This window comes from Nitrosomonas sp., from assembly GCA_016703745.1.
GTDB lineage: Bacteria > Pseudomonadota > Gammaproteobacteria > Burkholderiales > Nitrosomonadaceae > Nitrosomonas.
The window spans coordinates 1,226,938-1,242,385 of record JADJBK010000006.1 but is presented as its reverse complement, the minus strand read 5'-3'; the positions used below and the strand labels follow the sequence as shown (position 1 = coordinate 1,242,385).

Sequence of the window (15,448 nt, the reverse complement as noted above, 5' to 3'; positions counted from 1 at the left end):
CATTCCCGGACCGTACAGAATGAATAATCAATGTTACTTGCTGATGTGGTAACGTGGGCTGGCGGTATGGACGGCCTCAACCAGTGCGGCGGCGTGCTCGGGTGGGGTGAATTGGGAAATGCCATGACCAAGGTTGAATACGTGGCCGTGGCCGTGGCCATAGCTTGCCAGTATTTTTTCCACTTCAGCCGCAATAATTTCAGGTGGTGCAAACAGCACGGTCGGGTCAAGATTACCCTGTAAGGCTACTTTGTCTTGTGCCCGGCGCCGTGCTTCACCTATATCAATTGTCCAGTCCAGGCCAACAGCGTCACAGCCACTGGCAACGATGGATTCCAGCCACAATCCACCACCTTTGGTAAAAATGATGTTAGGTATGCGCTCGCCGTGATGTTCACGCTTCAGACCGGACAGAATCTGCTGCATGTAGTGCAAGGAGAATTCCTGATAGGCGGCATGTGAAAGTGCTCCGCCCCAGCTGTCGAAAATCATGACAGCCTGAGCACCGGCTTCAATCTGGGCATTCAGGTAAACAGTAACTGCCTGTGCAGTGATGTCGAGAATGTGATGTAGCAAGTCGGGACGCGCATACAGCATGGTTTTGATCTGGCGGAAATCGCTGCTGCCCTCGCCTTCGATCATATAACAGGCGAGCGTAAACGGGCTGCCAGAAAAGCCAATCAACGGGACCTGATTATTGAGCGCCTTGCGAATTTGGGTGACTGCGTCCATGACGTAGCGTAGATGGGTATTCGGGTCGGGTACTGTCAAATCCCGTATTTCCCATTCTTCGCGTAACGGACGTTCAAATTTTGGCCCTTCACCTGCAGCAAAATAGAGTCCCAATCCCATGGCATCCGGGATGGTGAGTATGTCGGAGAACAGGATGGCTGCATCCAGCGGGAATCGCGCCAAAGGTTGCAGGGTGACTTCTGTGGCAAAATCCGGATTTTTGCATAGTGAGAGAAAATCACCGGCACGGGCGCGTGTCTGGTTGTATTCCGGCAGATAACGTCCTGCCTGGCGCATCATCCATACAGGGGTGTAGTCGGTTGGCTGGCGCAGGAGCGCGCGGATGAAGGTGTCGTTATCAAGCTTTGTCATGGTAAGGGCCAGAGAGTTTTAAAAATGGGTGGATTAACCTAATTTAATAATTTGTTCGTTTATTTTTGCGAGTGTGGCGCTGAATGCCGTCATTCGTTCTTTTTCCTGCATGACCACCTTTGCTGGTGCGCGTTCGATGAAATCAGGATTGGCAAGCTTGGTTTCGGCCTTGCTGATTTCTCCTTCCAGCCGAAGTCTTTCCTTTTGCAGTCGTTTACGTTCTACTGGCACATCCACCTCTATTTTGAGCATCAGGCGGCATTCTGCAGCGATGGCTATGGGCGCATCAGTATCTGGCAGCCCTGTCGGTAGAATTTCGACGGTAGAGAGTTTCGCCAGCGCGCATAGATAGGGGGGGAAATCGGCCAATTGTTCAGGGTGCTCGCCCGTGATCAATAGCGGGATACGTTCTGCTGGAGACAGTTTCATTTCGCTGCGCAGCGTTCGGCAGGCATTGATGATTTCCTTGAGTCGCAGTATCTGAGTATGGGCCTGCCCGTCGATACGAGACAGATCGGCCACGGGAAAGGGTTGCAACATAATGCTGGCACCCTGCCTGCCGGCAAGCGGTGTAACCGCCTGCCATAGTTGTTCGGTAATGAACGGAATGATTGGATGGGCAAGACGCAGCATGGCCTCCAGTACGCGCACCAGTGTGCGGCGGGTCGCACGCTGGCGCGCCAGGTCATGACCACTCAGTTGTACTTTGGCAAACTCGACATACCAGTCACAGTATTCATCCCATACCAGTTCATATATTTCGCGTGCGGCAAGATCGAAACGATATTCGGTAAAGTGTTTTGCAACAGACTGTTCTGTCAGCTGTAGACGACCGATGATCCATTTGTCCGCTGCTGAAAAACTGATTGGCAGTGACTTATCCAGCCCGGTATCCTTCTCTTCGCAGTTCATCAGCACAAAGCGGGTTGCGTTCCACAACTTGTTGCAGAAATTACGATAACCTTCACAGCGTTGCAGATCAAATTTGATATCACGGCCATGCGAAGCAAGGCTGGCAAACGTAAAGCGCAATGCGTCGGTTCCAAACGATGGAATGCCGTTTGGGAACTGTCGGCGCGTGGTTTTTTCGATCGTCTTTGCCTGATTAGGGTTCATCAGGCCGGTAGTCCGTTTTGCGATCAGTTCCGGAAGCGTGATGCCATCGATCAGGTCGATTGGATCGAGCACATTGCCTTTCGACTTGCTCATTTTCTGTCCTTCAGCATCACGGATCAGACCGGTGATGTAAACCTCGCGAAACGGTACCTTGCCGGTGAAATACAGTGACATCATTACCATGCGCGCCACCCAGAAGAAAATGATATCAAAGCCAGTCACCAGCACCGAGCTGGGTAGAAACGCCTTGAGTTCGGAAGTGTCTTCCGGCCAGCCAAGTGTGGAAAAGGGCCACAGCGCGGAGGAAAACCAGGTATCGAGCACGTCCTCATCCTGATGCAGATTCTGTGTGCCGGATAAACGCTGTGCTTCTTCCAGGTTATGTGCAACGGTTACATTGCCATCATCATCGTACCAGGCCGGAATGCGGTGTCCCCACCAGAGCTGGCGGGAAATACACCAGTCCTGAATGTTCTCCAGCCATTGACGATAAACGTGCGTCCAATTATCTGGTACGAAACGTACTTCACCCCGTTCGACTACAGCCAATCCCTGCTGTGCTAATTCAGTCATTGCTACATACCATTGATCAGTTAGCATAGGTTCGATCACCGCCTGGGTGCGATCTCCGCGCGGAACCATCATTTTGTGGGGGCGGGTTTCGATGAGCAACCCCTGCGCCTCAAGCTCCGTCAAAATTTTCTTTCTGGCCTCGAAGCGATCCATACCCTGATATTCAGCCGGAGCGCAGTCGTTAATTCTGCCATCCAGAGTGAATACATTGAGCGGTACCAGATTATGCCGCAGCCCTACCTGATAATCGTTGAAATCATGCGCAGGGGTGATCTTGACGCAACCGCTGCCAAAGGCCGGATCGACATAATCGTCAGCAATGATGGGGATGGTGCGTTCGCTCAGTGGCAGGCGCAGGTGGCGGCCAATCAGATGCCGGTAGCGGTCATCATCGGGATGGACGGCTACGGCCATATCACCAAGCATGGTTTCTGGACGCGTGGTCGCGACGATCAGTCCTTGCAGTTTGCTGGTTACACCTGTTTCGGTCGAATCAAACGGATAAAGAATATGCCATAGCGATCCATTCTCTTCGGTCGAGACCACTTCCAGATCGGATACGGCTGTTTGCAAAACCGGATCCCAGTTGACCAGGCGCTTGCCGCGATAAATGAGCCCATCCTGATACAGACGCACGAATACTTCGGTGACCGCGCGTGACAGGGCTTCATCCATTGTAAAGCGTTCATGTGACCAGTCGCACGATGCGCCCATGCGCCGCATCTGACGGGTAATGGTCGAGCCGGAAGCCTCCTTCCATTGCCAGACTCTTTCAAGAAAAGCTTCCCGTCCGATCTGGCGACGGTCAATGCCGGCCTGATCCAGTTGACGTTCGACCACAATCTGAGTGGCGATACCGGCATGATCGGTGCCGGGTTGCCACAAGGTGTTGTCGCCCAGCATGCGGTGGTAACGAATTAGCGCATCCATCAGGGTGTGCTGAAAGGCGTGTCCCATGTGCAGTGTGCCGGTAACATTGGGCGGGGGCAGCATGATGCAATAGGCGCTGGTTCCATCTTGGTGGTGAGGAGAAAAATAACCTTCCGATTCCCAGGTGGCATACCAGTTTTTTTCGATATCGGCCGGATCAAAACTCTTGGCTAGCTGCATGATACTCAAACAAATAATTAAATTGCGGAAATAAAGCTGGGCATTATAACCCGCTCATCTCCGGTCAGAAGCGTATTCCCAGCTAAAAGTTTTTGGGCAGGCGTTTGGCCAGTGCTTGCAGCAGGGTTATTCTGGCGAGAGGATCCAGTTTTATTTGTGCTTCGCGGATGGCATGATCGAAGGCAAAACATAACAAGTCGGAGATTCCGGTTTCTGCAGGCCAATCATTTGCGGTCAGTTCTACTTTTTCAATTAGCAGTGGAATGTCCTCACTTTCAGACGAGGATATCAGTGGCGATTGCTGTCCAGAGATTATGACGTCTTGTGCGGTCTGATTGCTCTCGATTGATGGCCGCTGTTTCTGAACGAGTGAGACATTTTCATGTTGATAGCGCTGCAGCATCATATCCAGTTTAAGCAGCAGGCTATCTTCTTCAGGCTCGACAATTTGTTCGACGTTGTTATCGGTCATGAATCTGGTCGCTATAAACAGTGATGGTGAATGTCATACCCCTGCGCCTGATAATAGCGATAGCGTTTGCGCGCTAGTTGCTTGTCCATGTCAGTTTTATCGACCACTTCAATGACGCGCTTTACAATCTCTGCTCCGGGTGGGATTTCAGTGCTGAGATTGAGCAGGACGTCGTAATGAGTCACATCAGTCTTTGTGGACTCGGTACGCAGCAACTCGATACACAGCACCACCGGGGTCACTTCCGCCAACTCGTCGCTTGTCAAACAATGCGGCACGAAGCTGGTTGGCGAGAATGTCCATAGCAGTTTGTCGAGCTGGTTGGCGACCGTGGTATCAACCACATCAACCCGCGTTTTTAGTTTTTGCTGCGTAGCTTTTTCACAAAGATGGCAGGCCACCAGTAATTTATTCGCCGCACCGGTATAAAAATCCACCCGTGTCACCATATCACCTGGACTGGGATCAGTTCCGCCTGGCACGCGCGACCAGGAATTCGGTCAGCAGGGGCACGGGTCGTCCAGTAGAGCCTTTTTCTTTACCAGACTTCCATGCGGTACCGGCAATATCGAGGTGGGCCCAGTGGCATTTTTCGGTAAATCTTGACAGGAAACAAGCTGCTGTAACAGCGCCGCCCCATCTTCCGCCAATGTTGGCGATATCGGCAAAATTACTATCCAGCAAGTCTTGATATTCTTCCCACAGCGGCAATTGCCAGGCTCGGTCATAGGTTTGTTCGCCCGCTTGCAGCAGGGCCTGATTGAGCGACTCATCATTACCAAATAAACCCGTGGCATAGTGACCAAGCGCAATTACACACGCGCCCGTCAGAGTGGCGATATCGATGATCGCTTCAGGTTTGTACTGCTGTTGCGCATAGGTTAGGGCATCGCATAGCACAAGTCTGCCTTCCGCATCGGTATTCAGGATTTCAACCGTGAGACCTGACAGGGTGGTTACCACGTCACCAGGCCGGCTTGCCTGGCCATCCGGCATGTTTTCTGCTGCGGGAATGATGCCGACTACGTTGATGGGCAGCTTCATCTCAGCCACGGCGGTGAGCGTACCTAACACACTTGCAGCGCCACTCATGTCGTATTTCATTTCATCCATGTCCGGGGCGGGTTTGATTGAAATACCGCCGGTATCGAACGTAATCCCCTTGCCAACCAGTACCACCGGTTTGTCGGTTTTTTCCCGGCCGTAATATTCGAGTACGATCAGTTTGGCTGGTTGCTGGCTGCCACGTGCGACCGCCAGCAATGCTCCCATACCGAGCTTTTCCATGTCTTTTTCATCAAGGACGGTACATTTCAGCTTATAGATTTTGGCCATGTTTTTTGCTTGCTCAGCCAGATAACCGGGTGTGCAGATGTTAGGAGCAAGATTGCCCAGATCCTTGGCCACATTCATGCCACAAGCGGTGGCTATCCCCTGTTGTAACGCGTTTTCTACTGCTGGCAAATCGGCTTTGTCCTCCAGTGGAAAAATGACTTTTGCCAGCACGGGCGCTTTGGTTTCTGCAGTGCTTTTAAGGCGATTGAAGCGATAGATGCTTGCCTGCGCGAGCAGGACGATCTGCAGCACACGCCATTCTATTGTTCGTTTTTTGACGGTTAAATTGGCGAGACTAAAGCAAACGTCTTTCGCGCCGGTCTGATGCAGTGCCTTGAATGCCGAACTGATCACGGTGGTAAACGCTTTCTCGCCGATTGTTTTTTCCTTGCCCAGTCCCACCAGCAACACCCGTTTACTGTTAATATTTGGCACATGATGAAGTAGCAATGTGGAATTAATTTTGCCGTTCATATCACCCTGCGCGAGCAGTTTACTTAAATAACCATTTGAAGCTTCATCCAGTATTTTGGCGGCTTCGGTCAGTTTGCGAGACTCAAATACACCCACCACAAGGCTGTCCCCCTGGTATTTATCCAGATTAACGGGTTTGGTAATAAATTCCATTGATGCTCCTGTTGTTTATTGTTTGATGATGAAAAAATTTTAATAAAGAATACAACGGGGTGAGGGCTTGTCAATATGGTGATATATGGTGATGTCTGCCCGGTTACTTCAGTAAGTATGCGTCTCAACAAAATGTGTTTCTGATCAAATAACCTCGTTTTATCTGTTTGTTTCAATTACCGTGACGAATTGTTTTGGATAAAATAGATTCTATTTGCAACCACGGGAAAGGAATAACAAAAAACCGGGTTGGCGGGTTTTATTTGCCACTCCAATAACGACAGGCGCTGAATGAAAGATACTTTGCTCTCCCAGTTACGGTTCTGCACCAAATTGCCCAGTCTACCCTCGATCGCCATGAAAATCATCGATCTTGCGGGCAGGTTCGATACCAATCTTAATCAGATCAACCATTATATCTCGCTCGATCCTGCGCTGGCCGTCAAAATTGTCAAAACCGCCAATTCGCCGCTGTACAAATCTCGTCATCCGATCAGCAATATCGGTCAGGCAGTCAATATTCTCGGTATGCATGGAGTGATGACAATTGCATTGTCATTTTCGCTGACCGATTCATTGATGAAACAATCCCGAAATATGCTGAACCCTGTCAGCAGCGGGTTGTTCTGGCGCCGGTCGATTACTTCCGCGCTGGCTTGCCGCGCATTGGGCAAGCGGCTGGGTATGGATAGATTGCTGGATGATCTTTTCCTGGCGGCATTATTACAGGATATCGGTATTCTTGCTTTCTTTGCGCTAGTACATGAGGACTATTCGAGGATCATAGCTGCTGCCACCAGCCATGAAGAAATGTATAACATGGAACGTAAGCAGTTTGGACTTGGTCACGATGAGCTGGGTGGAGCGTTACTGGCGCATTGGAAGTTGCCGACCTATATCATTGAAGCATGTAAACGCAGCCATCATGTGGCTGGATCGAATCAACCTGGTATCAACGAATGCGTTGCCGCATCAGGCAGCATTACCGAATATTTTCTGACACCTGGCGATGAAGCAAAAATTAAAATAGCAACTGACGTAACTTATAGCAGCCTGGGGCTCGATCAATTTGCATTAATGGAAGTGCTGGAAGATATGAGGAACGAGCTGCAGCATGTCGAGGAATTGTTTGCTATTTCCATTCTCAGTCCCAATCAGCTAAGCGATCTGGTTGATGAAGCACGTGAACTCCTGACAACACGCACACTCATCAAAATACGCGAGCTGGAAAATAAGGTGCAGCATGATGGTTTGACCGGTGCGCACAACCGTTCCTATTTCGATGACACGCTGCGCAGTGAATTTCTGTTTTCCTGCCAGCAAGAGGCGCCACTGGCGCTGGCCATGATCGACCTTGATCATTTCAAAGCTGTCAATGATACCCATGGCCATATCGCCGGCGATGGTGTTCTGGTGGCAATCGTTAGAGTCATATCTGCGCAGATCAGGCAAACGGATGTGCTGTGTCGCTATGGTGGCGAAGAGTTTGCGTTGATTCTGCCCAGTACATCGATTAATGATGCTCGCCATCTGTTGACAAGAATCCAGGAAAATATTCAGGAGATTGCTTATAAACTGGACAGTGGCCATATCGTTAAAGTGACCGCTTCAATTGGTCTGGTAGTTAATATGGATCGTGAAAAATCCTTTGAGGATGAGCGCGCCATGCTGGATGCAGCTGATTGCGCGCTGTATGCGGCCAAACATGGTGGACGTGACCAGATCATGGAATGGAACCCTTCCCTGGCTTCGCATACACAGCGATAATCAGGATATTTTTGATTTCTTCAAATCGTAATTCATTTTTCGGCATCTCGGTATGACGCACCGTTTAATGCCACAAGCGAAACGTTACGGGGCGAAAGTAGGCATTGACGCAATCGAGATTCGCGAGTAGCATCTCCAAATTTTGTGAATCAGATAGCCTAAATGATTGAGGATATTAATTGATGATGCGAACCGGGTTGGTAGCAGGTAACTGGAAAATGAATGGGAGCCTGGGGGAAAATGAATCCTTATTAACTGCGGTAGTCGCGGGAATTAATTCTCTGGATGGAGTTGATTGCGCGGTTTGCGTACCTTTCCCTTATCTGAACCAAGTTCAAACTCTACTTAACGCCACCCGTTTGGCGTGGGGAGCGCAAAATATCAGTCAGTATAGTCACGGCGCATATACAGGTGAGGTATCTGCCAGTATGCTGGTCGATTTTGGTGTGCGATTTGTAATCGTCGGGCATTCAGAAAGAAGAGCGTTGTTTGGTGAAAGCAATCAGTTGGTTGCCGAAAAGTTTAAAGCTGCACAAACGGCTGAACTGGTACCCATTCTCTGTGTTGGAGAGACTTTGGCGCAGCGTGATGCGGAAGAGACAGAAGATGTCATTGCCCGGCAGTTGGATGCGGTAATTGAATTAACCGGTGTGAAAGCATTGGCAAATGCAGTGATAGCTTACGAACCAGTCTGGGCCATCGGAACTGGAAAAACGGCAACTCCGCAGCAAGCCCAGGATGTTCATGGGTTTATTCGTAATAGAATAGCGGTCAGCGATAATCAAATTGCCGGGAACGTTAGAATTATTTATGGTGGTAGTGTAAAAGCCGATAATGCCGGAGAGTTATTTGCCATGCCGGATATTGATGGTGGATTGATTGGCGGAGCTTCACTGGTAGCAGAAGATTTTTTGTCAATTTGCAAAGCTGCACAACATTAATCCTAAGGTAGGAAATTGTGGAAACATTTGTTTGGACGTTACATATAATCGTAGCCGCTGCCATCGTTATTCTGGTTTTGCTACAACAGGGTAAGGGTGCGGATATGGGGGCATCTTTTGGTGGAGGCTCGTCGGGAAGTTTATTTGGTGCGAGTGGCTCCGCTAATTTTTTAAGCAGAATGACTGCGATAGCTGCCGCGACTTTTTTTATTTCCAGTCTGACTCTGACATACTTTTCTGGAACTGCCCCTAAAGATCAGAGCGTAATGCAAAAAATCAGTGCAGAATCAGCTGAACTAGATGATAACTCGGATAAAAATAATGAGATTCCTCAACCAGTGGATGATGCTGCATCAAGAGCGGGTCAAATTCCTGAATAATCGTTAATACCAGCAACGGTTAGCTAGAAGTGTAATCTTGCCGACGTGGTGGAATTGGTAGACACGCCGTCTTGAGGGGGCGGTGGCGAAAGCTATGCGAGTTCGATTCTCGCCGTCGGCACCACGTATTTTATTGCGTAACTTTGCTGCATAAGTGATCAAGCTCTTTTCAGCCCCTCGTCTTGCCTGACAGGAAATCATGCTGTCAGCGCAATTTGCCATCAGAAATAGATGGCAGTCTGTAACACAATATCCTTCAGAAACTGGGCGATCTTTTGACTTGATTCCGGAAATATATACCGGACAGCTGATGCGCCCAGCGTCGCTGTTCCTCAATCAGCTTGCGTTAAGGTATTTCTTCCGGGGGTATCACTTACTGATAGGCGCGTTGCAGATTTTGCAAATTTTGCTGCATCACGGTAAGCCAGTCACCGGACTCGGGAACATTGGCGCAAGGGGAAAAAACCAGGCTGTTAATGCCCATTTCTTTCAGTTTCCGTGTGGTTTCGTTTAGAGGCTCATCTTCCCACAGCATTGAGTGCGATGGGTTGTTATCGATGATCGCTTGCAGAGCACGCCAATCTCCAGCTGCGGGTGCCATGTCCGGCTCCCAGTGCAGGCTTGCCATTGGGATTTGGTAACGGCGGGCCAGGTACTGATAGACAGGATGAGAGCCTATCAAAAAACGATCGGGCGCACGTGCGACAATTTCTCTGGCTTGCTCGTCCAGTGCACGCATATCTCTCAGAAGAGTGGACCAATTTGCAGCAAACAGGTCGGCATCGGCCGGTTGTCTCTGTTTCAGCGTTTCATAGATGGCCTGTGCCTGCAAGATTGCCTGATCAAAATCCAGCCAGGTAGTGAATGCCGTATCACCATGCGAGTGGGGTGCTGCATCTCCATGGGAATGTACAATGGCATCCTCTTCATAAATATATTGTGCGGTAAACACTTTTGAGGTGTTAACCAGTTTACGTATTGGTAAAGAAGTGCGTTGCACCCATTTCTCATATCCCGCCCCATTGACGAAGATCAAGTCGGTTTGTTGGTAAATTGACAATGCACTTTGTCCTGGGCGCCAGAAAGCTGGATCGACCGTGGCAGGTGCCGGAAAGCTGACTGTAATTTTGTCTCCACCTATTCTCTGCGCAAAATACTGAAGTGGATAGTTGCTTACCGCTACTTTTAGGTTCCCTGCCATAGCTGTTTGCATGGGTAACATGGCAAATGTCAGTATCAAAAATAATGCGATTGAGGCGTGAGATTTCCAGAACTGACCGAATCGGTGAGTAGGATAGATTTCGTAAGTTTGCATTTCATTTTCCCCGTTTAATCAAATAATGTAGAAATGATGTCGTTACTGGATTAGCAAATACCTGACCCAATCGCTGGATTGGCTGTCTAGCCACCCTAAAAGCAGTATGCAAACCGCAGTAGTCAAAAGCACGATTAATACAATCTCAGCCATGATCAATTGTGCCACCATGGAGCGGCTGCCGCCAAGGTTGAATACAGTCTCGATTTCGCGAGCACGCAGCCGGAGCGACAGTAAAAAAATAAGAATGACCGACAGTCCCATCGCCACGGCGACCACCAGGATAATCGCATCCATAAGCCGCTTGATGCGAAAAATATTTTCCAGTAACTCATGGATGACTTCGGGAGTGGCAATCAACTGAGCATTGTCCGCCGTCAGATAACGTCCTTTCAATAATGCTGCCGATTTTTCGTTATGCGGCAGCACAATCACGGCGGTGAGCGGAAACGTATCCGGATCACCATGAAAGTGAAATGAATCAATATTCTGTTCGGTAATTTCATTGTAGTAATCGAGTTTCTGACTGGCTCGCCTGGTGTTATCCCTGGATTCAAGCAACAGGGCGTTATCCTTGATTGCCTCGATATCCTGATGCCCATGCCCGAGTCCATCGATCACCCATGCAGTCTGGATATCCACAAATGTGACCTCATCATCGGGTGAACCGTTCTTTTCCAGTACCCCCACCACCGACATACGCAGCGGATAGACGCCTGCCATGTCAAACAGATCTTGCGGGGCTGAAATCAGGTGGTCTCCCGGTTTGAGATTGTATTTTTCGGCGAGCGCACCACCAACTACGCATTCCCCTAACATGCCGAGCTGGCGGCCATCACGGATGGCCAGTCCACGAAAATCGAAATAATCGAGCGTGGTGCCGACAATGGGCGCAAGCCGTGTTTTGAAGCGCACGTGCAGGGGAATGGCGTCCGCCAGTCCTGAATCCATCACGCGTCCGGTTGTCCCTGCGGCCAGCGGCGTGGGAAAATCATTTGAAAAATAAAGTGCGTTCATGACGAGATCCATGCGACTGCCGCGCGCACCAATGATAAGTGGTGTTGAATCCGCGCGCGCCATCAATTGCCGCTGGCTCTCATCAAGTAATTGATTCAGTGCAGCAGGCACAAACCCGATCAGGGAAAGGGAGGCAACCAGCAGTAAGGTTCGCAGCCGGTGATAACGTAAATAACGCCAGGCCAGATAAAAGCTATCGATCATGAATGAATGCCTGAAAATCAATGACGCGGTCAAACCGGTTCAACAGATCATGATCGTGCGTGACGGCAAGCAAGGTGGCGCCAGATTGCTGGATATAGTGGAAAATCAGGTCAAGAATATGCTGTTTGTTGGCGGGATCAAGATTGCCGGTTGCTTCATCGGCCAGAATAAGTCTAGGGCATGATAATACTGCGCGACAGATCGCTACCCGTTGCTTTTCACCTTGTGATAATTGTGATGGATACGCCTGTAATCGCTCATTGACGCCCATATCGTATGCAAGCTGGCGGGCACGCTCCCTGACTTCGGCATCAAGCTGCAATGTACGACTGATCCGGTAGGGATGCAGTATGTTATCGAAGGCGCTCAAGTAGTCCAGCAATTCAAAATTCTGAAAAATGAAACCAATCTGTTCGCTTCTGAGTGCGCGCCGTCTCGAATCTCCAAGTGCTGCCAGATCAACACCATTAAACAAAACCCGTCCCTTGGTGGCTGTGAGAATGCCGGACACCAGCTTGAGCAGAGTGGATTTGCCTGTGCCACTTGGGCCAATAATCGCCACGCTTTCTGCCGACCCAACCGACAATGAGGGAATAACAAGCTGAAATTCTGATTGGGTATAGGAGAACTCCAGCTCGTCTACCTGAATCATGGGAGCGCCCTTTGCTGATTGACGCGTTGCTCGTCCATCAGATCAAATTGTGTAAGTTTCCATAGCCCATCAGCCGGTTCGATTGCCAGCCGCGCCTGATAGCGGTTCTGGCGCTGATGTACATGTCCCCAGTGCGCCACACTACCCTGGATTATCCAGTGGGCATCAATATGATAGACCATCGAATTGGGCTCCACCCGGTCAATCCGTGTATTCGTTACTTCGACATGCTGCACTTTGGTACGCGTACCACCAGCTTGCGCTCGCAGTTGTGCCTGACGATTCTGTAGATAGAGGGTTTCCAGCAGATTACCATGGGCGCTGCTCGCCAGTTTGTCATAGGCATCGTGCTCCGCGCGAAAATCAAACGAGCGGTAAATATTCTTCAGTAATTGCGTAACGATCTGTTTGGCGCGCATCTCATCCAGCTCTTCCTCTGGCATATCGCCAGTGAATTCATATCCTTGTTCTTGCAATACAAGAATACTCACTAGCAGCAACAGCGCTATTCCGCTTCCCCAGGCCAGATTGGTCGACATCTGTTTTTTACGCAGTTTTCCAGTCAGAAAAATAAACCCCAATACCAGCATGACAGCAATCGACCCGGCAATCAGACTATCGGTCACGCGCTGATCGTTCCTGGCGAGTACCTGCACGTTATCCAGCAAGGCTTTTCTCGCTTCCTTGAGTGCGGCGTGATTCTCGAGAAAATCATACTCATCGATCATATCTTCCCATTTAAATGATGGATCTGCAGGCGTGACGTAACTATCAAACTGCCCAGTCAGATCAAACGTGGTAACGGGAATGATTTTGACTCCAGGCGGAAAAATTGACCAGTGAAGCGTGATCTCTGATGGATAGTGGGGGATGGTATAGGCGAAGACGATGCCAATGAAGGTGGTCTGAATATCCAGCTGTCCGTCTTGACTGGCTGTCACCAAACCATGTGGTCCCGGTGTCAGGTATTCGATCCGATCAAATATTACTTGCTGCGGCTTGCCTTCGATGGACAGCGCATTGTGTGTCATCAATAATTCGGAAATCAGTTCCTTTGGTGTATGTTGTCGATGAGGCGGCATAACACGTTGATTTTCAATGGCAGCAGTAATAATTTTTGCTTCTTTTGTTTTTGAAAGCTCCAGCCACGCCAGTAAATCACCTAATCGGATAATGAGTTCCTGCCGTATTTCGGTTGGTTCCACATACAAAATTCCAGTTATCACTGATTGCAGCATACGATTCATAGCCGGATTCTCAAAGCGCGATAACCACGGATCCTGTTTATTGAGCATCAGTGTTTCCGCTTGCGACAACAAACGGTGCTCGGTGACCGGTATCTGCTCATGGTAAACAATCAGGCCAATTGCAAACGGCGATGGGTTATTGGTAGTCGTGTCTATCAGTGGAATCAACTTCAAAGGGGAATCGTTGCTATCGCCAGGAATAGAAAATATCGTTTCAACCGCATGACTCATCACGGGCCGCGTTACCTGCTTAGTAGAACCTGATGCTGTCAACCCGGGTCTGGCAGCGAAGTTGTCCGTCCACATTGCTGTCATTTCCGCGCTATCTGGTGCAAGCAAGCGCCCAGCCTGATTACCCAGATACCGGATGGCAACAGGTTTAATATTTTCTCCGCCCACCTCGATCTGAATGACTTCCGCCAATAATGTCTCCAGCCCTTGCTGTTGTTTTTTGGCAAGCGCTGCGAGCTTGTCGAAATCATTCTGACCCATTTCCAACCTGAGGCTAATAGTTTGACCCTCGATATGCATTTCGGCCTGGTTTGACGCCCCGGCAGCAGGCGAAACTTCTGCCATGCTGGCTACTGCCGCGTTTATCCACAGTGAAAGCAATATCCACAGCAGCAGGCTTACCCGGTAACCCGGAAATGACATATCCATTCTGAATAAGACAGGCTTACAAAAGCCACGATAGGGAAAAATAGAAAGGACAGCAACGTTAGCGGGGTGATGGAGAACCAAATCACCCGTTTCGGTAAGGATGGAAATTAGCAGAGAACCAGGTTATCGTCAATTAGAGTGGCAATTCTTGTTAACCCAAAGTAGAAATGTCCGCTGATAATTAAACTTTCTGCTGTTAAAAACGAGCTTTAGTATGAGACCGAACAAGCGCTATCTGCTTTTGAAGATAAATGGAACGGTGCTTATCCACCGATTGCTCTGTCCTGGCGCAATAACTGGCGGCGTATCATTCCGTTTTTTCGACTATCTGCCTGAGATACGGCGCATCATTTATACAGCCAACGCGATTGAATCAATCAATATGAGTCTGCGCAAAGTCAGCAAAAATCGGGGTTCGTTTCCCAACGATGAGTTTATTATCAAACTTTTCTATTTGGCACTCATCAACATCGCCAAAAAATGGTCTATGCCTCTTAAAGATTGGAAACCCGCTTTAAACAGGTTTACTATTCAATTCAACGAAAGAGTGCCTCAGCATTATTAACCACTATTTACACAAAATATAGGACACCCTGATTCATAAGCTTCAGTGAGCAAAATCAAGCGTCAATAGTAATCGCATTTCATTATCGCTCAGTGCGGGTGAGCGATGAATAACGCCTAAGCTATTTTTCTCTGGCCACTTGTCGCCTTTGAGCAGGGCAATATCGCCTTCACCCAATTTTTGGATAGAATCGGGATATAAGTACTCATCATTACAAACATCAAGTATTGAAGGATCATTAATTTGCCGGTCCAGCCATTCCGTTCCTTTGCCGGTATAGGTGGTGATCAATCGACAAGGTACCTTGTCAGTATGAAAGCGTGGACACATGCTTTTGTTTAAAACGCAGAGCCTGAAGCCAAC

The 15,448-nt window shown here is 49.2% G+C and carries 13 protein-coding genes, 1 tRNA gene and 1 pseudogene; 5 read left to right on the top strand and 10 right to left on the bottom strand.

Annotated elements, in window-relative coordinates:
* Positions 1-33: 33 nt before the first annotated feature.
* From IPG31_06930 to IPG31_06910, 5 genes are all read right to left on the bottom strand, one after another.
* On the bottom strand, positions 34-1,104 hold the full coding sequence (locus IPG31_06930) for a uroporphyrinogen decarboxylase (GenBank protein ID MBK6618094.1): 1,071 nt from the start codon (positions 1,102-1,104) through the stop codon (positions 34-36).
* Positions 1,105-1,137: 33 nt separating this feature from the next.
* Positions 1,138-3,903 (bottom strand): valine--tRNA ligase, encoded by a 2,766-nt coding sequence (locus tag IPG31_06925; protein MBK6618093.1) that lies wholly within the window; start codon positions 3,901-3,903, stop codon positions 1,138-1,140.
* Between the two features lie 82 nt (positions 3,904-3,985).
* Positions 3,986-4,375, bottom strand: coding sequence for a hypothetical protein (locus IPG31_06920; GenBank protein ID MBK6618092.1), 390 nt, complete (start codon positions 4,373-4,375; stop codon positions 3,986-3,988).
* An 11-nt stretch (positions 4,376-4,386) separates the two neighbouring features.
* Positions 4,387-4,821, bottom strand: a complete 435-nt coding sequence (locus IPG31_06915; GenBank protein ID MBK6618091.1) for a DNA polymerase III subunit chi — start codon at positions 4,819-4,821, stop codon at positions 4,387-4,389.
* A gap of 19 nt (positions 4,822-4,840) precedes the next feature.
* Positions 4,841-6,337, bottom strand: coding sequence for a leucyl aminopeptidase (locus IPG31_06910; GenBank protein MBK6618090.1), 1,497 nt, complete (start codon positions 6,335-6,337; stop codon positions 4,841-4,843).
* A 291-nt stretch (positions 6,338-6,628) separates the two neighbouring features.
* Between IPG31_06910 and IPG31_06905 the strand changes: the two genes are divergently transcribed.
* From IPG31_06905 to IPG31_06890, 4 genes are all read left to right on the top strand, one after another.
* Positions 6,629-8,104: a GGDEF domain-containing protein gene (locus tag IPG31_06905; GenBank protein ID MBK6618089.1), complete on the top strand. Its 1,476-nt coding sequence runs from the start codon at positions 6,629-6,631 to the stop codon at positions 8,102-8,104.
* A gap of 185 nt (positions 8,105-8,289) precedes the next feature.
* On the top strand, positions 8,290-9,045 hold the full coding sequence (locus IPG31_06900) for a triose-phosphate isomerase (protein MBK6618088.1): 756 nt from the start codon (positions 8,290-8,292) through the stop codon (positions 9,043-9,045).
* Positions 9,046-9,062: 17 nt separating this feature from the next.
* Entirely contained in the window at positions 9,063-9,425 is a 363-nt protein-coding gene (gene secG / locus IPG31_06895; GenBank protein MBK6618087.1) for a preprotein translocase subunit SecG, read from the top strand.
* 39 nt (positions 9,426-9,464) lie between these two features.
* Positions 9,465-9,549 (top strand) — tRNA-Leu (locus tag IPG31_06890).
* A 249-nt stretch (positions 9,550-9,798) separates the two neighbouring features.
* On the opposite strand, the gene IPG31_06885 is transcribed toward IPG31_06890, so the two are convergent.
* Genes IPG31_06885 through IPG31_06870 form a run of 4 tightly spaced genes read right to left on the bottom strand, consistent with a single transcriptional unit; the run spans position 9,799 to position 14,514 of the window.
* A complete protein-coding gene (locus tag IPG31_06885) occupies positions 9,799-10,740 on the bottom strand; it encodes a zinc ABC transporter substrate-binding protein (protein MBK6618086.1) in 942 nt (313 codons plus the stop codon).
* Positions 10,741-10,782: 42 nt separating this feature from the next.
* On the bottom strand, positions 10,783-11,961 hold the full coding sequence (locus IPG31_06880) for a hypothetical protein (GenBank protein MBK6618085.1): 1,179 nt from the start codon (positions 11,959-11,961) through the stop codon (positions 10,783-10,785).
* Positions 11,951-12,613, bottom strand: a complete 663-nt coding sequence (locus tag IPG31_06875) for an ABC transporter ATP-binding protein (GenBank protein ID MBK6618084.1) — start codon at positions 12,611-12,613, stop codon at positions 11,951-11,953. The genes IPG31_06880 and IPG31_06875 overlap by 11 nt, the downstream gene beginning before the upstream one ends.
* The gene (locus IPG31_06870; protein ID MBK6618083.1) at positions 12,610-14,514 is read right to left on the bottom strand and encodes a hypothetical protein; all 1,905 of its coding nucleotides are present in this window, start codon (positions 14,512-14,514) and stop codon (positions 12,610-12,612) included. Before IPG31_06870 ends, IPG31_06875 begins: the two co-directional genes overlap by 4 nt.
* Positions 14,515-14,736: 222 nt before the next feature.
* Here IPG31_06870 and IPG31_06865 point away from each other — a divergent pair.
* Positions 14,737-15,085 (top strand): annotated as a pseudogene (locus IPG31_06865) (transposase).
* Positions 15,086-15,127: 42 nt separating this feature from the next.
* Here the strand turns inward: IPG31_06865 and IPG31_06860 are convergent.
* A complete protein-coding gene (locus IPG31_06860; GenBank protein ID MBK6618082.1) occupies positions 15,128-15,415 on the bottom strand; it encodes a DUF1826 domain-containing protein in 288 nt (95 codons plus the stop codon).
* Between the last annotated feature and the right edge of the window lie 33 nt (positions 15,416-15,448).